The sequence below is a fragment of the Aphanothece microscopica RSMan92 genome, from assembly GCF_046613545.2.
GTDB lineage: Bacteria > Cyanobacteriota > Cyanobacteriia > PCC-6307 > Cyanobiaceae > NIES-981.
Map to the genome: position 1 here is coordinate 22,045 of NZ_JBKKKY020000028.1, position 13,714 is coordinate 35,758.

Annotated in this window: 13 protein-coding genes; 9 read left to right on the forward strand and 4 right to left on the reverse strand. The window is 71.3% G+C overall.

All coding sequences use genetic code 11. The features are described 5' to 3' along the window. Nucleotides 1-13: 13 nt before the first annotated feature. The 4 genes from dnaK to murQ all read left to right on the forward strand — a co-directional run bounded on the left by dnaK (nt 14) and on the right by murQ (nt 4,788). A complete protein-coding gene (gene dnaK, locus ACLD7X_RS09460) occupies nt 14-2,326 on the forward strand; it encodes a molecular chaperone DnaK (protein ID WP_411423358.1) in 2,313 nt (770 codons plus the stop codon). Between the two features lie 5 nt (nt 2,327-2,331). Next, complete coding sequence (locus ACLD7X_RS09465; protein ID WP_411423359.1) at nt 2,332-3,291, forward strand: DnaJ C-terminal domain-containing protein; 960 nt, start codon at nt 2,332-2,334, stop codon at nt 3,289-3,291. 76 nt (nt 3,292-3,367) lie between these two features. Then, a complete protein-coding gene (locus tag ACLD7X_RS09470; protein WP_411423360.1) occupies nt 3,368-3,829 on the forward strand; it encodes a DUF3110 domain-containing protein in 462 nt (153 codons plus the stop codon). Further along, complete coding sequence (gene murQ / locus ACLD7X_RS09475) at nt 3,826-4,788, forward strand: N-acetylmuramic acid 6-phosphate etherase (RefSeq protein WP_411423361.1); 963 nt, start codon at nt 3,826-3,828, stop codon at nt 4,786-4,788. Before ACLD7X_RS09470 ends, murQ begins: the two co-directional genes overlap by 4 nt. On the opposite strand, the gene mtnP is transcribed toward murQ, so the two are convergent. Next, nucleotides 4,754-5,641, reverse strand: coding sequence for an S-methyl-5'-thioadenosine phosphorylase (gene mtnP, locus ACLD7X_RS09480; RefSeq protein ID WP_411423371.1), 888 nt, complete (start codon nt 5,639-5,641; stop codon nt 4,754-4,756). The two genes, murQ and mtnP, sit on opposite strands and share 35 nt — an antisense overlap. A 120-nt stretch (nt 5,642-5,761) precedes the next feature. Between mtnP and ACLD7X_RS09485 the strand changes: the two genes are divergently transcribed. After that, nucleotides 5,762-6,202 (forward strand): peptidylprolyl isomerase, encoded by a 441-nt coding sequence (locus tag ACLD7X_RS09485; RefSeq protein WP_411423362.1) that lies wholly within the window; start codon nt 5,762-5,764, stop codon nt 6,200-6,202. Between the two features lie 29 nt (nt 6,203-6,231). Here ACLD7X_RS09485 and ribBA read toward each other — a convergent pair whose 3' ends face one another. Continuing rightward, the gene (ribBA, locus tag ACLD7X_RS09490) at nt 6,232-7,875 is read right to left on the reverse strand and encodes a bifunctional 3,4-dihydroxy-2-butanone-4-phosphate synthase/GTP cyclohydrolase II (RefSeq protein ID WP_411423372.1); all 1,644 of its coding nucleotides are present in this window, start codon (nt 7,873-7,875) and stop codon (nt 6,232-6,234) included. Nucleotides 7,876-8,035: 160 nt separating this feature from the next. Here ribBA and argC point away from each other — a divergent pair, with 160 nt between their 5' ends. After that, the gene (argC, locus tag ACLD7X_RS09495) at nt 8,036-9,100 is read left to right on the forward strand and encodes an N-acetyl-gamma-glutamyl-phosphate reductase (RefSeq protein WP_411423363.1); all 1,065 of its coding nucleotides are present in this window, start codon (nt 8,036-8,038) and stop codon (nt 9,098-9,100) included. Here the strand turns inward: argC and purN are convergent. After that, nucleotides 9,080-9,769: a phosphoribosylglycinamide formyltransferase gene (gene purN, locus ACLD7X_RS09500; protein WP_412006648.1), complete on the reverse strand. Its 690-nt coding sequence runs from the start codon at nt 9,767-9,769 to the stop codon at nt 9,080-9,082. The genes argC and purN overlap by 21 nt on opposite strands. Nucleotides 9,770-9,776: 7 nt before the next feature. Between purN and ACLD7X_RS09505 the strand changes: the two genes are divergently transcribed. From ACLD7X_RS09505 to ACLD7X_RS09515, 3 genes are read left to right on the forward strand one after another with little or no spacing between them, the layout of a single operon-like run. Continuing rightward, nucleotides 9,777-10,118, forward strand: a complete 342-nt coding sequence (locus tag ACLD7X_RS09505) for a DUF1257 domain-containing protein (RefSeq protein WP_411423365.1) — start codon at nt 9,777-9,779, stop codon at nt 10,116-10,118. A 10-nt stretch (nt 10,119-10,128) separates the two neighbouring features. Continuing rightward, nucleotides 10,129-11,868 (forward strand): M61 family metallopeptidase, encoded by a 1,740-nt coding sequence (locus tag ACLD7X_RS09510; RefSeq protein WP_425625142.1) that lies wholly within the window; start codon nt 10,129-10,131, stop codon nt 11,866-11,868. Continuing rightward, the gene (locus tag ACLD7X_RS09515) at nt 11,865-12,737 is read left to right on the forward strand and encodes an N-acetylmuramoyl-L-alanine amidase (protein WP_411423367.1); all 873 of its coding nucleotides are present in this window, start codon (nt 11,865-11,867) and stop codon (nt 12,735-12,737) included. Before ACLD7X_RS09510 ends, ACLD7X_RS09515 begins: the two co-directional genes overlap by 4 nt. A 31-nt stretch (nt 12,738-12,768) precedes the next feature. Here the strand turns inward: ACLD7X_RS09515 and ACLD7X_RS09520 are convergent, their stop codons facing one another. Then, complete coding sequence (locus tag ACLD7X_RS09520) at nt 12,769-13,680, reverse strand: hypothetical protein (RefSeq protein ID WP_411423368.1); 912 nt, start codon at nt 13,678-13,680, stop codon at nt 12,769-12,771. Nucleotides 13,681-13,714: the final 34 nt, after the last annotated feature.

The window sequence follows — 13,714 nt, forward strand, 5'->3', positions numbered from 1 at the left end:
GGCCGCACTGTTCATGGGTCGCATCGTCGGCATCGACCTGGGAACCACCAATTCGGTGGTGGCCGTGCTCGAGGGTGGCCGCCCCGTGGTGATCGCCAGTGCCGAGGGCAGCCGCACCACGCCGTCGGTGGTGGGGTTCAGCCGCGATCAGGAACTGCTGGTGGGGCAGCTGGCCCGCCGCCAGCTGGTGCTCAATCCCCGCAACACCTTCGCCAACCTCAAGCGCTTCGTGGGGCGCCAGTGGGAGGAACTCGAGGAGTCGAGCCTCGGCGTGCCCTACACCATCCGGGCCAACGACCAGGGAAACGTGCGGGTGGTCTGCCCGGCCACCGAGCGGGAGTATGCCCCCGAGGAGCTGGTGGCCAGCGTCCTGCGCAAGCTGGCCGACGACGCCGCCACCTACCTGGGGGAGCCGGTCGAGGCGGCGGTGATCACGGTGCCGGCCTACTTCAACGACGCCCAGCGCCAGGCCACCCGCGATGCCGGCCGACTGGCGGGCATCAGCGTGGAGCGCATCCTCAACGAACCCACCGCTGCCGCACTGGCCTACGGCTTTGATCGCTCGGCCGTGAAGCGCGTGCTGGTGTTCGACCTGGGCGGCGGCACCTTTGATGTCTCCGTGCTGCGCATCGCCCAGGGGGTCTTCGACGTGAAGGCCACCAGTGGAGACACCCAGCTCGGCGGCAACGACTGGGACCGTCGCATCGTCGACTGGCTGGCCGATGCGTTCGAGAAGGAGCATGGCCTCGACCTGCGGCGCGACCGCCAGGCACTCCAGCGCCTCACCGAGGCGGCGGAGAAGGCCAAGATCGAGTTGAGCGGTGTGCAGAGCACCCCCATCTCCCTTCCCTTCATCGCCACCGGCAGTGAGGGGCCCCTCCACATCGAGACCACCCTCGAGCGGCGCACCTTCGAGGCCCTCTGTCCCGACCTGCTCGACCGCCTGCTGCGCCCCGTGCAGCGGGCCCTGCGCGATTCCGGGCTGGCGGCCGACGAGATCGACGATGTCGTCCTGGTGGGCGGCTCCACCCGCATGCCGATGGTGCAGGAGATGGTGCGCACCCTCATCCCGCGGGAGCCGTGCCAGTCGGTGAATCCCGACGAGGTGGTGGCGATCGGTGCGGCGGTCCAGGCCGGGATCCTCACCGGGGAGCTGCGGGATCTGATGCTCAACGACGTCACGCCCCTCTCCCTCGGGCTCGAGACGATCGGTGGGGTGATGAAGGTGCTGATCCTCCGCAACACGCCCATCCCCGTGCGCAAGAGCGATCTGTTCAGCACCTCCGAGGCGAACCAGAACTCCGTGGAGATCCACGTGGTGCAGGGGGAACGGCAGATGGCGGCCGACAACAAGAGCCTGGGGCGTTTCCGCCTCTCCGGCATTCCCCCGGCTCCCCGGGGTGTGCCCCAGGTGCAGGTGTCGTTCGACATCGATGCCAACGGTCTGCTGCAGGTGTCGGCCACGGACCGCACCACCGGCCGCCAGCAGAGCGTCAGCATCCAGGGGGGCTCCAACCTCAGCGAGGAGGAGATCGCCCGGCTGATCGAGGAGGCGGAACGCAAGGCTGCCGAAGACCGTCGCAAGCGGGCGGCCGTCGACCGCCGCAACAAGGCCCAGACCCTGGTGGCCCAGGCGGAGCGGCGCCTGCGCGACGCGTCCCTGGAGCTGGGGCCCTACGGCGCGGAGCGCCAGCAGCGCAGCGTGGAGATGGCCCTGCGCGATGTGCAGGATCTGCTGGCCCTCGAGGAGCGCGGCAGCACCGACCCCGGCGAGCTCGACATGGCGGTGAGCCAGCTGCAGGAGGCGCTCTTCGGCCTCAACCGCCGTCTGCTCAGCGAGCGTCGCTCCGAGCAGGGCCCCCTGCAGGGGCTGAAGAACACGCTCGGCTCGCTCAAGGATGAGCTGTTCGCCGATGACGACTGGGACGACTGGAGCCGTCCGGGCAGCGATCCGTGGGCGATGCCGCCGGGGCGTGACCGCGGCGCGCTCTCGGGCGCCGACCGCTACGGCAGCTGGGAGCGCACCCCCTCCCGCGCCCTTCCGGAGGACCGCTACCGGGAGGATCGTTACCGGGAGGACCGCTACCGGGAGGATCGCTACGGCGAAGCGCGTTACCCCGAAGCGCGTTACCCTGCAGACCGCTATCCCCAGGTTCGCGACCCGGAGTACGGCGACCCGGAGTACCGCGATGCCGGCAGCCGCTTCGAGGAGCAGCGCTTTCGGGGCGAAGCCCCGCCCGAGCGTCGCTACGGCGCCGAGCGGTCCGCTTCCCCATCGCGCCCGCCGGCCCGGGTTCCGGACGACGATCCCTGGGGTGACGTGTAGCCGCGGTGAGTCACAGCCCGATTGCGCCCCCTGACTACTGGCGTGTGCTGGGGATCGAGCCCGGCGCCGATGCCGCCACGCTGAAGCGGGCCTTCCGCACCCAGGCCCGCCGCTGGCATCCGGATCTCAACGGCAACGATCCCGTTGCCGAGGACCAGTTCAAGCTGGTGAACGAGGCCTATGCGGTCCTCTCCGATCCCCTGCGGCGGCGCGCCTGGGAGCGGGGCGAGACCCAGGCCGAGCAGGGCCCGGCGGATCCCTTCGCCACGGGGTTCCCCAGCTTTGAGGACTACCTGGCCGAACTGTTCGGCGAGCGTCCTGGACGGGGGGACGTGGCTGAAGCCGCCGAGGCCCCGGCGGAAGAGGACTGGCCGGGCCCGCCGCCCGCCGAGCCGGCCGGATCCGTGACCCCTTCCCCGGCACCCCCGCCCCCGGTGCAGGCCTCCAGCGATGACGAGAGCCTCGTGGACCTCAGCCCGGAGCAGGCCCTGCAGGGGGAGCGCGTGGAACTCGAACTGGCGGATGGCACCTGCGTCGAGGTCTGGACACCGCCCCTGGCAGGGGATGGCTGGCGGCTGCGGCTCGCCGGCGTCACCCCTGGAGGCGGTGACCACTTCCTCCACCTGCGGGTGCGCACCGCGGAGGGCCTGCGCATTGACGGCCTGCGGGTGCTCTACCCCCTCGAGCTCACCCCCGCGGAAGCGGCCCTCGGCTGCCGTGTGGTGGTGCCGACCCTGCGGGGCCCCGTCAAACTCACGGTGCCCCAGGGCTCCTCCAGCGGCCGGCTGCTGCGGCTGCGCGGCCGTGGCATGGAGTGGGGCAGCCAGCGGGGCGACCAGCTCGTGGAGGTGAGGATCGTCGTTCCGGACCAGCTCGACGACGCCGAGATCGCCCTGTACCGCCGTCTCCAGGAACTCGCCGAACTGGCGTCCCGGGAGGCGTCCCAGGAGGCTGCCGGAGCCTGAGCCGACGCCCCCTGTCCGGCTCTCGATCGGGCCGCGGTGACACACTGAGGGACCCGCCGCACTTCCATCACCATCCATGCCGGTGCACGTGCTGCTGTTCGACCCCGGGACCGATCAGGAGGGCATCCACTCCCTTGAGATCGGCGGCCGCACGGTGGTGCTGCTGTTCGAGGCCCGCGACGACGCCGAGCGCTATGCCGGACTGCTCGAGGCCCAGGACTTTCCCGTCCCCACCGTCGAAGCCCTGGACCGGGAGGAGATGGAGGCCTTCTGCCGCCAGTCCGGCTACGAGGCCCGCTTCGTCCCCGTCGGCTTCCTGCCCCAGACCCCGGAGGAGCGCCTGCTGATCGCCCCGCCCGAGCGCAACATGGACGTGGAGCACTGGCAGGACGAGCCTGCCGCCGGGGCCGCTCCGTCCTCCGGTTCGGCAGTCGCCGATCCGCCACCCGATGCGGCTCCGGAGGCGAGCCGTGAGCCGATCAGCTCCGGGGACCCCGAGCTCGAGGCCTTCCGCCGCCAGCTGGAGGGTCTGCTGTGACGGCCCAGGCCTCGGCGGGTCGGGATCGGGGCCACCTGCTCACCGAGCAGGCCAATCCGCTCAGCGAGCACCTCGACACCCTGCCCACGCCGGAGCTGGTGGCGCTGTTCTGTGAGAACGACCGCGAGCCCCAGCGGGCCGTGGCCGCCGCCGCCCCTGCCCTGGCCGCCGCCGTCGACGCCATCACGGCGCGTCTGCAGGCCGGCGGGCGCCTCTTCTACCTGGGCGCCGGCACCTCGGGCCGGCTGGGGGTGCTGGACGCGGCCGAGTGTCCCCCCACCTTCTGCACCCCGCCTGAGCTGGTGCAGGGGGTCCTGGCCGGCGGTGCGCCGGCGCTGCTGCGCAGTTCCGAAGGCCTGGAGGACCTCTTCGACGCCGGCCGCCACGATCTCGAGGCACGGGGATTCACAGCGGCCGACTGCCTGGTGGGCATCGCGGCCGGCGGTACCACCCCCTACGTGCTCGGCGGGCTCAGCCACGCCCGCGCCATCGGTGCCCTTGCCATCGCCATGGCCTGCGTGCCCGCCGACCAGGTGCCGATGCCGGCGGAGATCGACATCCGCCTGCTCACCGGCCCGGAGCTGCTGGCCGGCTCCACCCGGCTCAAGGCCGGCACGGCCACCAAGATGGCGCTCAACATCCTCTCGACCGGCGTGATGGTGCGGCTGGGCAAGGTGCACGGCAACCGCATGGTGGATGTGGCCGTGACCAACGCCAAGCTCGAGGATCGGGCCCTGCGCATCCTGCGGGACCTGGCGGGGGTCGAGCGGGAGCGGGGCGCCGAGCTGCTCGCCCAGAGCGGTGGATCGGTGAAGCTGGCCCTGCTGATGGCGGCGGCTGGGCTCGAGGCGCCCGAGGCCGCCCGGCAGCTGGAGCGCCACGGTCCCCGCCTGCGCGATGCGCTCGCTGCCTGCGGCGCCAGCTTCAGTCCGGGTACGGCCCCCAGTAGGGCGATGTGAACAGGTCGACCCGGCGGCGGGTTTCGGCCGGCACGTGCTCCGCTGGGGTCATCAGGGCATGGCGCAGGGCGTGGTGAGCGCTGCTGGCGGGGCGGAGCTCCCCGACCCGCGCGGCGGCCTGGCGCACGATCTGCTGGGCCAGGGCGGCATTGGCGCGCAGGTTGTCGATCACCAGCTCCACCGTCACCGACGCGTGTTCCTGGTGCCAGCAGTCGTAGTCGGTCACCATCGCCAGCGTGGCGTAGGCCATTTCGGCCTCCCGGGCCAGGCGGGCTTCGGTGTGGTTGGTCATCCCGATCACGCCGCAGCCCCAGCTGCGGTAGAGCTCCGATTCCGCCCGGGTGGAGAAGGCCGGCCCCTCCATGCAGAGATAGGTGCCGCCACGGTGCAGCTGGCGCCCGGGGGGCATCAGGCTGTCTCCCACATCGGCCAGCAGCCGGCTGAGCACCGGGCAGTAGGGATCGGCAGCCGTCACGTGGGCCACGACACCCCCGCCGAAGAAGCTGAGCGGCCGCTGGTGGGTGCGGTCGATGAACTGATCGGGCACCATCATGTCGAGGGGGCGGTACTGCTCCTGCAGGGACCCCACCGCGGACACCGACAGCACCCACCGCACCCCCAGGGACCGCAGGGCCCAGAGGTTGGCCCGGTAGGGCACCTCCGTGGGCGTGTAGCTGTGGTGGCGTCCGTGGCGCGCCAGGAAGACCACCTCCAGGTCGTCGATGCGCCCGAGCCGCAGCGTGTCCGAGGGCGGGCCGTAGGGCGTGTCCACCTGGATCTCCCGCACCTCCTCGAGCCCGTCCATCGCGTAGAGCCCGCTGCCTCCCAGCACCCCCAGCCGGGCCCCGCCCAGATCGGTGCTGACGGGTTGGGCTGGGGAGGTGCTGCTCATCGGCGGATGGCGGGCGGAGGGAGAACCGACCCCCCATTTTCATCACAGCCCCATACAGTCGGCCTTTGCTCTCCTGCCACCGTGACCAAAGCCCTGATGGAGACGGACGCCGGCACCATCACGCTCGAACTCTTCGAGGCCGATGCGCCCAACACCGTCGCCAATTTCACCAAGCTGGCGAAGGAGGGTTTCTACGACGGCCTCGCCTTTCATCGGGTGATCCCCGGCTTCATGGCCCAGGGGGGGTGTCCGAACAGCCGTGAGGGTGCGCGCGGGATGGCCGGCACCGGCGGCCCCGGCTACACGATCGACTGTGAGATCAACGGCCAGAAGCACCAGGCCGGCACCCTGGCGATGGCCCATGCCGGCAAGAACACCGGCGGCTCGCAGTTCTACATCTGCCACGGTGCCCAGCCCCATCTCGATGGGGTCCACACCGTCTTCGGCCTGACTGGAGACATGGATGTGGTGATGGCCCTCAAGAACGGCACCCGGATCAACAAGCTCACCATCCAGGACTGACCGGCCAGGATCCGGCGCTGCGCTGGGGCTCAGCGCCAGATCACAAACACCTCGGCCTGCAGATCGAGTCCCCTGGCGGCTCCGGAGCTGAGCTCCGCCAGGGGCCGCCGGGTCGGCTCGAGGTCCACGCTCGGGTGGTTGCCCCGCTGGGCATCGGGTCGGAGCAGCAGCCCCACGCTGCGGCTGTGGGGCCACCCGGCCAGGCGCTGCAGCAGCGTTGCCATGCCGGCCGCCGACAGGCTGCCCGCAGGCTGATCACCGGGGCCGATCAGCACCGCCAGGCTGGGATGGTTCAGCAGGGCCAGCAGGCGGGGATGCTCCTCCCGCTCCAGCAGCAGGCCCTGCTCCAGGGCCCAGGCCTGCAGTTGCTCCAGCCGCTGGGCGAGCAGCCGCTCATCCGGTTCCTCCGACCCGGTGTCCCCCGTCCAGGCCAGCACGGCCGTGGGGCCCAGGGGGCAGCTCGGTCCATCCCCCATCAGGTGCCCCAGCTTGGAGCGCTTGACGGCCAGGTAGTCGGCGTTGTGGGCGCTGGCATCCATCACCAGCGGCACCCGGTCCTCCACCTGCAGGCCGTAGCCCCCCAGGCCGGCGATCTTGCGGGGGTTGTTGGTGATCAGCCGCAGCCGATGCACGCCCAGGTCGCTGAGGATCTGGGCTCCCACACCATAGTTGCGGAGGTCGGCGGGAAAGCCGAGGCGCTCGTTGGCCTCCACGGTGTCCAGGCCCGTGTCCTGCAGGGAGTAGGCCTTGAGCTTGTTGATCAGGCCGATGCCGCGGCCCTCCTGGCGCAGGTACACCACCACCCCTTCCCCGGCGGCCTCGACCATCCGCAGGGCGGCCTCCAGCTGGGGCCGACAGTCGCAGCGGAGCGATCCGAAGGCATCGCCGGTGAGGCACTCGCTGTGCACCCGCACCAGCACCGGCCCCGTGGCCTGCTCCGGATGGCCTTTCACGATCGCCACGTGCTCGCTGCCGTCCAGCTCGTTGCGGTAGCCGATGGCGCGGAAGCTGCCGAAACTGCTGGGCAGCGCCGCCTCGGCCTGCCGTCGCACGAACCGCTCGGTGTCCAGGCGGTAACCGATCAGGTCGGCGATGTTGATCAGCCGCAGTCCATGGCGGCGGGCATAGGCGGCCAGCTCGGGCAGCCGGGCCATGGACCCATCGGCGTTCTGGATCTCGCAGATCACCCCGGCGGGGTAGAGGCCCGCCAGCCGGGCCAGGTCCACGGCGGCCTCGGTGTGGCCGGCCCGCTTGAGCACGCCCCCCTGGCGGGCGCGCAGCGGGAAGATGTGCCCCGGCCTGCGCAGGTCCTCCGGCCGGGTGGCGGGATGGATGGCCACCTGGATCGTGCGGGCCCGGTCCTCGGCGGAGATGCCCGTGCTCACCCCGTTCTCCGGGCCGGCGTCCACACTCACCGTGAACGCCGTCTGGTTTTCGTCGGTGTTGCGATCCACCATCAGGGGCAGATCGAGGGCGTCGAGCCGTTCGCCCTCCATCGCCAGGCAGATCAGCCCGCGGGCCTCGGTGGCCATGAAGTTGATCTGTTCGGGGGTGGCGAACTGGGCCGCACAGATCAGATCGCCCTCGTTCTCGCGGTTCTCGTCGTCGACGACGACGATCGATTCGCCGTTGCGGATCGCCGCCAGGGCATCGGCGATGGCATCGAAACGGATCTCCCTCGCCGCGCCCGGCGCCGATCCCGGCGGCGGGGTGGACCCGGTGCTGGCGGACGACTGGTTGCGCAGAAGGGTCAACGCGGGCGGTGGGGCCGAAGGACCCGGGCGCAATCATCCTTTATAAAGCCCGGGACGTACTCCCCTCCGGGGCTTCGCCATGGCCAGCAAGCGCGTTGCGGTGATCGGTGCCAGTGGCTATGGCGGTCTCCAGACCCTGCGGCTGCTGCACGACCATCCGGACCTGAGCGTCACCTTCCTGGGCGGGGAGCGCAGCAGCGGCAAGCGCTGGAGCGAGCTGACCCCCTTCCTGCCCCTGCCCGGCGATCCGGTGGTGCAGAACCCGGACCCGGACGCCATCGCCGCGGCCGCCGACTTCGCCGTGCTGAGCCTGCCCAACGGCCTGGCCGCCCAGCTCGTGCCCGCTCTGCTGACCCGCGGCGTGCGGGTGGTGGACCTCTCTGCCGACTACCGCTACCGCTCCCTGCAGACCTGGAAGGAGGTCTACAGCAGTGAAGCCCTGGCCCTCAACCGCGGCGACGAGGATCTCTGCGCCGAGGCGGTCTACGGCCTGCCGGAGTGGGAGGAGCGGCGGATCCGCAGCGCCCGGCTGGTCGCCGCCCCCGGCTGCTTCCCCACCGCGTCGCTGCTCGGTCTGCTGCCCCTGCTCAAGCAGGGACTGATCGAGCCATCGGGCATCGTCATCGATGCCAAGACCGGCACCAGCGGCGGCGGGCGGGCGGCCAAGGAGCACCTGCTGCTGGCCGAGGCCTCCGAGGCGATCGCCCCCTACGGCGTCGTCGGCCACCGTCACACCAGCGAGATCGAGCAGATCGCCAGCCAGGTGGCCGGCCAGCCCATCCAGCTGCAGTTCACCCCCCACCTGGTGCCGATGGTGCGCGGCCTGCTGGCCACGGTGTACTGCCGCCTGCGGGATCCGGGTCTCACCGCCGACGACTGTTCCACGCTGATCCGCACGGCCTACCGCGACGCCCCCTGTGTCGAGGTGCTGCCCGTCGGCACCTACCCCTCCACCAAGTGGGTGCGTCAGACGAACCGTGCCCTGATCGGCGTGCAGGCCGATACCCGCACCGGCCAGCTGATCGTGATGGGTGCCATCGACAATCTGGTGAAGGGCCAGGCCGGCCAGGGGGTGCAGTGCCTCAACCTGATGGCGGGCCTCGCCGCCACCACGGGCCTCCCCCTACTGCCCTTCTACCCCTAGGGCGCGGTCCAGGTCGCGGGCTGCCAGCCGCACCCCCAGGGGCAGGATCCGATGTTCCTGGCGGCGGATCCTGGCGGCGAGCTGCGCGTGGCTGTCGCCGGGAAGCACGGGCACCGCGGCCTGCACCAGGATCCGACCGGCGTCGACGGCCTCGCTCACCAGATGCACCGTGCAGCCGCTCAGTTTCACGCCGGCCGCCAGGGCCTGCCCCACCGCATCCATGCCGCGGAAACTGGGCAGCAGGGAGGGGTGGATGTTCACCAGCCGGTCCGGGAAGGCCTGGATCAGGGTCGGCGTGACGATCCGCATCCATCCGGCCATCACCACCAGATCCACCGCCGCCTGGCGAAAGGCCTCGATCAGGGCCCGGTCGAGGGCCTCGCGGCTCGGCTGTTCGCGGTGATCGAGCAGCCGGCAGGGCACCCCGAGCCGTTCCGCCCGGACCTGGGCGCCGCAGCCCCGGTTGTTGACCACCAGCAGGGCCATCTCGGCGGCCAGCCCGCCCGCCCGGGCCGCGTTCACCAGGGCCTCGAAGTTGCTGCCCTCCCCCGAGGCCATCACCCCGAGCCGAAGCGGTCGGCCCTGGTGGAGCGAATCCGCCGGTTCCTGCGGTGGCAACGGCCACTGGATGCTGGGCCCGTGATCGCTAGGGTCGGTCAAAGCGGGCATCGGGTCCATGTCCCATCTCTCCATCCTGCCAACGGTGCTGCGTGACACCGAGGGCCTGGCCGCCAGCCTGCGGGCCCTCGGCCTGACGCCCATCCGGGGGGGCAGCCTCGCGGGTTTCGGCGGCGAACGCCAGCCGGTGCTGCTCCAGGTGGCTCTGGAGGACGATCTCGCCCTGGGCTGGACCCGCCAGGTTGATGGAACCCTGGCGCTGGTCGGGGATCTTCAGAAGATCAGCCGCAGCCGTTCCCTGCAGGAGCTGCTGGGGTGCATCACCCGCGGCTATGCCGCCCGCATGGCCCTCGCCGCGGCCGAGCAGTTCACGGATGCCCACGTGAGCGTCAGCCCCTGACCCTGCTGCGGTGCCCCTGTCGTCCTTGCCGGCCTTCGAATTCGATTTCCTCGGTGCCCTGTCCCATCAGGTGACTGTCCGGCTTCAGCACCGCCCCCGCCGTTCCTGCCTCCGCTTCTCCCTTCCCGCCTGGACTCCAGGCTCCTACCTGATCCGCGATTACGTCAGCCAGCTGGAGGGTCTGGAGGTCACCCAGCAGGAGCGCATCCTGCCCGTGAGGCGCACGGGCACCAGTGCCTGGCAGCTGGATCTGCCCAGCCTGGAGCCGGTGGAGATCCGTTACCGGATCCTGGCCAAGGATCTGACCGTGCGCACCTGCCACTGCGACGCCGACCATGGCTTCCTGGCCCTGGCCGCGGTGGCGCTGGAGCTCGAGGGCGAGCGCTGGAGCCCCCATCGGCTGCGGCTGTGCCTGCCCGAGGGCTGGCAGCCCTTCGTGCCCCTGCCCGCCGACCCGGACGGGGGGTGGACTGCCCGCGATTTCGACCAGCTGGTCGACACCCCGATCGAGGTCGGTCCCCATGCCGCCCACTCCTTCGGTGTGGCCGGCGTGCCCCACCGCTGGGTCAGCTGGGGCCGCACCCTGGGTGGGGCCGATCCGGTCGCGGAGGATCCCGGCTGGCTGGCCGATGTGGAGCAGGTGTGCCTGGCCTGCTGCCGCCTGATGGGGGTCGAGAGGCCGGCGGCGGACCACTACCTGTTCGTGCTCCACCTCAACGACAACGGCTACGGCGGCCTCGAGCACGACGCCAGCACGGTGCTCCAGTACGGACGCCGGCGCCTGGCCCAGCCCGATGGCCGCCGCAAGCTGCTCCAGCTGGTGGCCCACGAATACCTCCACCAGTGGAACGTGCGGCGGCTGCGGCCGGCCGAACTCATCCCCTACGACTACAGCCGGCCCGTGGTCATCCCGACCCTCTGGTTTGCTGAGGGAGTCACGAGCTATGTGGATCAGCTGCTGCCCCACGCCGCGGGGTGCTGCAGCGAAGAGGAGGTGCTGCGCGATCTCGCCAGCGACCTGAGCCGCTACCTGCTCACCCCGGGGCGCCGGGTGCAGAGCCTGCGCCAGAGCGGCGAGGAAGCCTGGGTGAAGCTCTACCGGGCCGATGCCCATGCCCCGAACAACCAGATCAGCTACTACCTGAAGGGGGCGGTGCTCTCCCTGGTGCTGGACCTGCACCTGCGCCGTCACGGCAGTGCCCTGCCCGTGGTGCTGCGCGACCTCTGGCGCCGCCTGGGGGCGGCCGGCCGGGGCTACCACGAGGAGGATCTGGTGGCCGCCTTCGCAGCGCAGGCCCCCGATCTGCAGCTGCTGCTGCCGGCCTGGCTGCGCGGCCTGGAGGATCCCCCGCTCGCGTCCGCCCTGGGCTTCGTCGGGCTGAAGCTCGAGCCCGCCACCGCACCGCTCCAGTGGGTGGGCTGGCAGCTGCAGGCCGCACCGCAGGGCTTGACGCTGCAGCGTCTCGTGCGTGACGCTCCTGCCCAGAGCGCTGGGCTGACGGTGGGCGACGAACTGCTGGCCCTGGACGGGTGGAGGCTTCGCCAGCCGGAGGATCTCACGGCCCTGCTCCCGCCGGACCGCCCGCCTGTTGCGCGCACCGTGCTCTACAGCCGCGACGGTCAGGTGCGCACCACCCGGCTGCTGCCGGAGCCGCCGGCCGTGGACCACTGGAGCCTCGTCTGCGATCCCGAGGCCTCCGAGGCGGCGGCGGAGCGGCGTCGCCGCTGGCTCACCCTGGAGCTGCCATGACCCTGCGCCGACAGCCGCTTGTCCTGGCAGGGCTGGCCTCCGGCATCCTCGGCCTCGGCGGCATTGGCTGGCTGGCTCGTGACCTCTCCAACTCCGAAGGGCGCCGGGGTCAGGCCTCCCTGCTCGAACTGCTGGAGGAGGTGCGCCAACCCCCGATGGCTCCGAAGCCGGGTCGCCGCAATGCCCCATCCCCCCCCGGATCCAGAGCCTGGGCCTCACCCCTGCGCCGCAGCTGCCCGCCGGGCGGGGACCAGGGCCGCAGACAGCGGCTTCAGACCCTGCTCACCGAGCTGCGCAGCGCCCCGGTGCGGGTGCGGATCGATCCCACCAACTACGGCAAGCGCTTCAGCCGGGATGCCTTCGGCAACCCGCTCGATCCCACCCCCCGGGTGGTGGTGCTGCACGAGACCGTGTACGGCATCGGCTCCGCGATCAACACCTTCCTCACCCCCCACCCCAGGGATGAGGACCAGGTCAGCTACCACGCCCTGATCGGCCTGGACGGCAAGGTGGTGCAGCTGCTGGATCCGAGCCAGCGGGCCTTCGGCGCCGGCAATTCCGCCTTCCGGGGCCAGTGGGTGGTCACCAATCCCGAGGTGGGCGGCTCGGTCAACAACTTCGCGCTGCACATCAGCCTCGAGACGCCCCTGGATGGGGAGGACGACGGCCCGCGCCACAGCGGCTACACCGCAGCCCAGTACGACGCCCTGGCCGTGCTGCTGGCCGACTGGATGGAACGCTTCCCCATCCCCCCGGACCACATCACCACCCACCGGGCGGTGGATCTGGGCGGCGAGCGGGCCGATCCCCGCAGCTTTGACTGGAAGGCCCTGGAGAGCAGGCTGGCCACGCTGGGAAGCCTGTGCTGAGCAGCTGGCCCCCTCCGGCTGGGGCTCCGCTTCAGATGAGCGGTGAGACGGGCGGTCGGCGCAGCCCGTAGAGCATGGCGTGGAGTTCGGGGTCCTGCATCGAGCGCAGGATGCGCCGGGGATAGTCGAGCTTGCCGTTGTGGAGATAGGCCAGGGTGGCCAGGGCCTTGGCCTCCCGCGGGCTGGCGCTGGCCTGGAGGACCCGGCCCGGAGGCAGCCCCAGTGCCTTGCTGAGCCGGGCGAACTTGCCCACCAGCAGGCTGATGTTCTGCCTGGGGTCGAGCAGCTGGCGGCGGGCCTCCACGATCTCCTCGGGGGAGGCCTCGGGACTCAGCAGACCCTGGTGCACCATCTCGCCCAGGCCGAGCTGGGCCGGACCGTGGGTGCTGAACAGTCCCGAATGGGCGGCCAGCGGCAGGTCCTCACCCGGCTTGGCATGCCGCATCTCATCGAACAGCACCGCCGTCACCAGCATCGGGTTGATGCCCTGACGGGCGGATTCGCTCAGGATGGTGGGCCGCAGTTCCTCGATGCGGGCCAGGGTGTGGTTCCGCAGCGGCTGGAGCTGGTCGATGCCGCTGGTGAACAGCTGGGCGATCCGCGGCTGGGGACCATGCACCCCGAAACGACGCTGCAGCTCCTGGAGTTCGCTGGCGGAGAACTGGAGCGGGTCGCCCCCCTCACCGGGCGTGGAGGGGTGGAGCAGGGGTGCCTGCGCCCCGTGCTGGAGGCGGGACGGCGTCTGCGGCTCCGGCCCTCGGTTGACGGGAAGGGCGGCCACCAGGGCCAGGGCCATCACCAGCCCCACCCGCCTCGGCAGCGCCACTCGCTTCGGCAGCGCCGGCCTCCGTTCCGGGCGCCCCAGTCCCCGCCGCCCGGGTCCCCGTCCGAGGCGGACCGGCAGCAGGGAGAAGGGTTTCCCCACAGCGGCGAGAGGGGGCACAAATACCTATCGAGAAGTTCCTGCATCTTAAGAA